This is a genomic window from Lentibacter sp. (assembly GCF_029254145.1).
Taxonomy (GTDB): domain Bacteria; phylum Pseudomonadota; class Alphaproteobacteria; order Rhodobacterales; family Rhodobacteraceae; genus Lentibacter.
The window spans coordinates 1-5460 of record NZ_JAQWYD010000089.1 but is presented as its reverse complement, the minus strand read 5'-3'; the positions used below and the strand labels follow the sequence as shown (position 1 = coordinate 5460).

At 54.2% G+C, this 5460-nt stretch carries 8 protein-coding genes; 6 read left to right on the top strand and 2 right to left on the bottom strand.

Going from position 1 to position 5460, the window contains the following annotated elements:
* The 5 genes from P8O11_RS10740 to P8O11_RS10720 all read left to right on the top strand — a co-directional run.
* Positions 1-545: cobalamin-dependent protein (locus P8O11_RS10740; protein ID WP_300294108.1), on the top strand; the 545-nt coding region annotated here is incomplete at its 5' end.
* 97 nt (positions 546-642) lie between these two features.
* The gene (locus P8O11_RS10735) at positions 643-1251 is read left to right on the top strand and encodes a VOC family protein (RefSeq protein ID WP_300294106.1); all 609 of its coding nucleotides are present in this window, start codon (positions 643-645) and stop codon (positions 1249-1251) included.
* The gene (locus P8O11_RS10730) at positions 1248-1727 is read left to right on the top strand and encodes a GNAT family N-acetyltransferase (RefSeq protein WP_300294104.1); all 480 of its coding nucleotides are present in this window, start codon (positions 1248-1250) and stop codon (positions 1725-1727) included. The genes P8O11_RS10735 and P8O11_RS10730 overlap by 4 nt, the downstream gene beginning before the upstream one ends.
* Positions 1728-1769: 42 nt before the next feature.
* The gene (locus P8O11_RS10725) at positions 1770-2450 is read left to right on the top strand and encodes a molecular chaperone DjiA (RefSeq protein WP_300294102.1); all 681 of its coding nucleotides are present in this window, start codon (positions 1770-1772) and stop codon (positions 2448-2450) included.
* Positions 2450-3475, top strand: a complete 1026-nt coding sequence (locus P8O11_RS10720) for an endonuclease/exonuclease/phosphatase family protein (protein WP_300294100.1) — start codon at positions 2450-2452, stop codon at positions 3473-3475. The genes P8O11_RS10725 and P8O11_RS10720 overlap by 1 nt, the downstream gene beginning before the upstream one ends.
* On the opposite strand, the gene P8O11_RS10715 is transcribed toward P8O11_RS10720, so the two are convergent.
* The gene (locus P8O11_RS10715; RefSeq protein ID WP_300294099.1) at positions 3472-3918 is read right to left on the bottom strand and encodes a hypothetical protein; all 447 of its coding nucleotides are present in this window, start codon (positions 3916-3918) and stop codon (positions 3472-3474) included. The two genes, P8O11_RS10720 and P8O11_RS10715, sit on opposite strands and share 4 nt — an antisense overlap.
* Before the next feature lie 97 nt (positions 3919-4015).
* On the opposite strand from P8O11_RS10715, the gene P8O11_RS10710 reads away from it, so the two are divergent.
* Positions 4016-4378 carry a hypothetical protein gene (locus tag P8O11_RS10710; protein ID WP_300294098.1) on the top strand — a complete coding sequence of 121 codons (363 nt, stop codon included), beginning with the start codon at positions 4016-4018 and terminating at the stop codon, positions 4376-4378.
* 1 nt (position 4379) lies between these two features.
* Here the strand turns inward: P8O11_RS10710 and P8O11_RS10705 are convergent.
* Positions 4380-5460 (bottom strand): exopolyphosphatase (locus tag P8O11_RS10705; RefSeq protein WP_300294097.1); only part of this gene is annotated, 1081 nt, incomplete at its 5' end.

Below are 5460 nucleotides of genomic sequence, written 5' to 3'. Positions count from 1 at the left end.
AGATCAGCATGGCGATGGAAGAAGAGTTTGGCCGCCACCGTGCAGAAGTAAAGACACTCGCAGGCGTCTATGGCGCGGCCTATGAGGGCGATGCAGGGTTCGCTGCGATCCAGAAAAGTATTGAAGCGTTTGCTGAAGAAGAGGGCCGCCGCCCGCGTCTTTTGGTTGTTAAGATGGGCCAGGACGGGCACGATCGCGGCGCGAAAGTGATTGCGACTGCTTTTGCTGACATCGGCTTTGATGTTGATGTCGGCCCCCTCTTTCAAACGCCTGACGAAGCCGCGCAAGACGCGATTGACAATGATGTTCATGTTGTCGGAATTTCAAGCCAAGCCGCTGGGCATAAGACTCTTGCTCCCCAGCTGATCAAGGCGCTTGAGGAGAAAGATGCGGGCGATATCATTGTGATTTGTGGTGGGGTTATTCCGCAGCAGGACTATGAGTTCCTTAAAAAGGCGGGTGTCAAAGCCATCTTCGGGCCGGGGACGAATATCCCTGAAGCGGCTGAGGATATCCTGAAGCTTATTCGCGCGTCGCGCGCCTAAGCCGGCGCGGGGGGCTATTGGCTCCCCGCGTTTCGAAAACCACATGGATTTTGAAACGTCCCCCAAGGATATTTCGGGAAAGAAAAAGGGGTGCGGTATGTATGTATTTGATCATCTGGTGATCGCCGCTGAGAGCCTCGAGGCCGGCGTTGCTTGGGCAGAAGAACGCTTAGGCGTCTCCTTTGAGGTAGGTGGCCAGCATCTGCGCTATGGCACGCACAATGCCTTGCTCGGTTTGGCAGATGGACTGTATCTCGAAGTGATCGCTATTGACCCAGCGGGCGTCCAGCCAGAGCATTCACGCTGGTTTGGGCTTGATCAGTTTTCTGGCGCTCCACGGCTCATAACCTGGGTTTGCCGCGTCGAAGGGCTGACCACCAGACCCTTGCCAGCAGGGTTTGGCGCGGTTGTGGGCCTGACGCGGGGCGCACTTAATTGGGATATGGCTGAGGCTGATGATGGAACTCTCCCCTTTGATCAATGCCATCCTGGCTTGATCGACTGGGGTGCGACGCCACATCCTGTGACACGGCTTGCAGAGTCTGGACTGAGGCTTGAACGGCTGACGCTTGCGCATCCTGCGGCGGCAGACTTGGCAGACGCCCTACGGCCTCTGAATGACAAGCGTGTGGATATTGTCAGTGCCAGTGCACCGAAGCTCTCGGCGCGGCTGGTTTCGTCAGACGGGCGGGAGATCATTCTATGAGACTGCGTTTGGCAGAGCCGAGTGACGCGGCTGGGATAGCGGTGATTTGGAACCAGATCATCCGCGATACTTTGGCGACATTTACCTCAGCAGAAAAAGAGACTGATGCGCTTGCTTCGGTGATACATGCTGAGCCACAACGCTGGCACGTGGCGGAAAGTGATGGGCTGATCCTTGGTTTTGCCTGTTACTTTCAGTTTCGTGGTGGGCCTGGGTATGCACAGTCTATGGAATACACGATTCATTTGGCGCAAGGCGCGCGCGGTCTTGGTACGGGGCGTGCTCTACTGGCAGCTGTTGAGGATGCGGCTCGGAAGGAGGGCGCGCATTCACTTTATGGCGGAGTGAGTGGTGCAAACCCTGAGGGGCAGGCTTTTCATATCCGTACTGGTTTTGAGAAGCTGGCAACTTTGCCCGAAGTGGGGCGCAAGAACGCCCAATGGCTTGATTTACACCTTTATCACAAATTTCTTTGATTGCGCGCTGACACTTCTTGCTGCGCAAGCTAAGATTGCCTCATGTCGATTTGGACCCAGATAACAGCGGCTGTTTCAGCCCTTGCCAAAGGCGAACCACTCAGCGCTGTCTTTGCGCAGTTGCGCACGCCACCTGAGCGCTCGATTGCGTTTACAATTGCCGTGATCGCTCTTGGCGCGAAGATGGCCAAGGCCGACGGGCTTGTCACGCGCGATGAAGTTATGGCGTTTCGCGAGGTTTTTCAGATTGCGCAGGAAGATGAAGCGGGAGCGGCCAAAGTTTTTAATCTGGCACGGCAAGATGTGGCAGGGTTTGAAGACTATGCAACTCGGGTTCGCGAGATGTTTAGTGCGGGGCACGAAGCGCTTGGCGATTTGCTGGAAGGTTTGTTTCACATCGCTATGGCCGATGGCCAGTATCATCCGAACGAGGACGAATTTCTCAAAGGCGTTGCGGATATTTTTGGCCTTGGAGAACGCGAATTTCGTCAGATCAGGAGCCGTTTTGTGCCAGAGGCAGAGGCTGATCCCTACTCGGTATTGGGGCTGACGCCTGAGGCCAGCATGGAGGAGCTTCGTGCGGCTTGGAAAACACAGGTTCAAGAAAGTCATCCAGACCGCTTGGTTGCGCGGGGATTGCCTGAAGAGGCTATTAAAATGGCTGAAAAGCGTATGATGGCGATCAACAGGGCTTGGAAAGACATTAAGGATGCGCGCGGCTGATGCGGATAGCGACCTACAACATCGAGTGGTTTAACAACCTGTTTGATGATGATGGGGTGCTGCTGATGGATGATGGGTGGTCAGGGCGTCATGATGTGACACGCGCCATGCAGATCGAGGCCTTGGGAATCGTTTTTGCGGCACTTGATGCGGACGCAATTATGGTGATTGAAGCGCCTGACGAAAATCGACGTCGCAGCACAACCAAAGCGCTGGAAGAGTTTGCGCGGGTGTTTGATCTGCGGGCCAAGGCCACACTTCTCGGATTTCAGAATGATACGCAGCAAGAAATAGCGCTGATGTATGATCCTGCTGTGATGAGCGCGCGTCATGCGCCTCTGGGCGAGAGTGCGCCCAAGAAAGGGGCTGAGCAGTCGTCACGGTTTGACAGCACGTTTCGTATTGATCTGGACGTGGATGCCAAAGAAGACTTGGTTCAGTTCTCGAAACCTCCCCTAGAGGTTGAAGCGGTGCTACCTAGCGGGAAGGTTCTGCGGCTTATTGGAGCGCATCTGAAGTCAAAAGAGCCACATGGTGCGCGAAATGACGCTGAAGCAATGAAGCTTTCGATAGAGAACCGCCGCAAGCAATTGGCACAAGCGATCTGGCTGCGCCAACGCCTTGAGGAGCACTTGAACGCTGGTGAGAGCTTGATGCTGCTGGGAGATCTCAATGACGGCCCTGGACTTGACCAATATGAAGACTTGTTTGGGCGATCTTCGGTCGAAATCATTATGGGTGAGACGGGAGAAAACTGCCTCTTTGATCCACATGCGAGGCTTGGCTTGCAGCGCAGGCTAGGCGCAATGCCAACCACCGCGCGCTTTTATATTCGGGAGCACAAACGCTACCTACAAGCTTTGCTGGACTACATTATGGTCTCTCCCGACCTCGCCATGAAAGAGCCTGTCTGGCGGATTTGGCATCCCTTTGATGACCCTGATTGCTGGCGTCTCCCTGAGCTGCGCGATGCTTTTCTTTTGGCCTCTGATCATTTTCCTGTCACATTAGATATTGATCTTTAGGGGGCAGAAAATGTGAAGCCGAAGGAAATAAGGCCATCGGCACTTTCCGCATTCATGGGGATCAATTGAACAAATGTGTTGCGGTATCGGGCTTGGAAACCGCCGATCACGACAACATCTTCGCCAAGATGAGTTGAAAAATTACGCCCATTCTCGGGGTAAAGAGCCAAGCCGCCAAAAATCCCAAAATCACCTTCGCTCCAGAGCTTCAGAGGGCGGTAACTTGTCGCTGTAATGGAAACACGCTCATAGCTGTTCATGAATGCACCAACACTTAAGCTGCTGCGTTCGCGCTCCCAAGTGGCGAAGAAGCCAGGGTTTACCTCGTTGAAGCCCGTGCCACCGATATGTTTTGAGCCGAGTAAGATCGAGAAACGGTCGGGGCCAGCCTCTAGGGCTGTTGCAAAAAGGCATAGGCTGAGGGAGAGAAAAATCGGACGCATATCAGGCTTTCCTTTTGGCAAGCAAACATCTGCCTGTGAAGCATCTCTGGCTTGCAGGCGCATTGGAAACGGGTGTTTCTACCTTTATATGGAGAAAATGGGACGAAAATTTGTCATCGCTTCACTTCTTGCTGGCAGCCTTCATGCGTCATCGCTTCAGGCTGAAGACAGCGGCAGTTCGCTCATGGAGCGGGGTGCGAAGCTCTTTCTCGAAGGGATTTTGAAGGAAGTCGAACCGGCCGTCAAAGACCTACAAGCGATGATGGATGAGATGGAACCTGCGCTGAAAGACTTTGTGGAGCGCATGGGGCCTGCGCTTGAGACTCTCTTGGAGGATGTTGAAGACTTTAGTGCCTATCATCCTCCTGAAGTCCTGCCGAACGGAGATATTATCCTGCGCAAGAAGGCCTTAAAGGAGCAAGCTGAGCCATCTAACCCTGATGATCAGGTTGACCTGTAAGCTACTGGCCCAGAACGATATTCGGCGTAGCTGGCAGAGCTGCTGCGAGTGAGTTAAAGCGTGCTTCGGCAACTTCTCCAAACAACGGGATCGCGTCTTGACTGAGTGTAAGCTCGAGGACCCGCTTCTTGGGGTAAAGCCGCATCTGTCCGATTTGGGCGTCTTTCTGAAGCCAGAGCATGGCGCCAAAGCGCATCGCTTTACCAACTGTTTCAGCAACTTGCTGATCAGCCTCAGAGATCAACTCAGAGATTGGTTCAAACCGCGCAGTTGTGATGCGTGTATTTGAGTAGCGATAGAGCAGAGCGAGGCCTAGAAAAATCCTCTCGTTGTGGCGGATACCGCCAAGATTGGCCTGTGTTGCAAGGTTAAAACAGGTTTCGGCGCGGTAGTCGGGGTGCGCACGCCAGCTGACGTCGTGCAAGAGGCAGGCAGCCTTGATGAGCTTAAGGCGTTCGGGCGGGGCCGACTTGAATAAGGGTTGGATGAATTCATACAGAGTACGCCCGAATCCTGGAAGACGCGCGTCTTTGGCTTCTGCAAAGCGGCAAGCCTCGATGAGCGGGTCGCGGTCGCGCAATTTTTGCGGCATTTGTTCATAGAGCATTCCTTCGCGGATGCCGTAGGAGCTGATGGCGATATCGTGTGGTCGAAATTCTCGGACGACTTCCTTAAGGACTTCTGAAGCGATCGGGACAAGCTTCATGCGGCTCGAGGAGATACCTGCCATGGCTCGAATCGTTTCTTCATCGTTTTTGGCGATATACTCTGCAGTTGCCGTCACGGCTTTGCGGCTCATTCGGTATTCGTGCAAAACGTGCAGCGGGTAGCCGCGGCGCTCCATGTCAATTCGTGCAATTGCGCGCCATGAACCGCCGACGAGAAACAGCCGATTGTGCTGTGGCCCGAGTTCTTCATGCAGTTTCTGGATCGTGCTGCGGATAATCTCTTTGCGGGCTTTCTTGCCGCCTTTCACACTCATCAGACGCTGAGGGCCGAGCGAGGAGCTGACGCGCTTGCCAACGACGCCATCCGAGATTTCAGCGAGTTCCATGGAGGAGCCGCCAATATCGCAGACCAGC

What these genes read in the sequence shown, in the direction of transcription:
- P8O11_RS10735 (WP_300294106.1), top strand. Translation starts at nt 643, where the DNA reads ATGTATGTATTTGATCATCTGGTGATCGCCGCTGAGAGCCTCGAGGCC.
- P8O11_RS10730 (WP_300294104.1), top strand. Translation starts at nt 1,248, where the DNA reads ATGAGACTGCGTTTGGCAGAGCCGAGTGACGCGGCTGGGATAGCGGTG.
- P8O11_RS10725 (WP_300294102.1), top strand. Translation starts at nt 1,770, where the DNA reads ATGTCGATTTGGACCCAGATAACAGCGGCTGTTTCAGCCCTTGCCAAA.
- P8O11_RS10720 (WP_300294100.1), top strand. Translation starts at nt 2,450, where the DNA reads ATGCGGATAGCGACCTACAACATCGAGTGGTTTAACAACCTGTTTGAT.
- P8O11_RS10715 (WP_300294099.1), bottom strand. Translation starts at nt 3,918, where the DNA reads ATGCGTCCGATTTTTCTCTCCCTCAGCCTATGCCTTTTTGCAACAGCC.
- P8O11_RS10710 (WP_300294098.1), top strand. Translation starts at nt 4,016, where the DNA reads ATGGGACGAAAATTTGTCATCGCTTCACTTCTTGCTGGCAGCCTTCAT.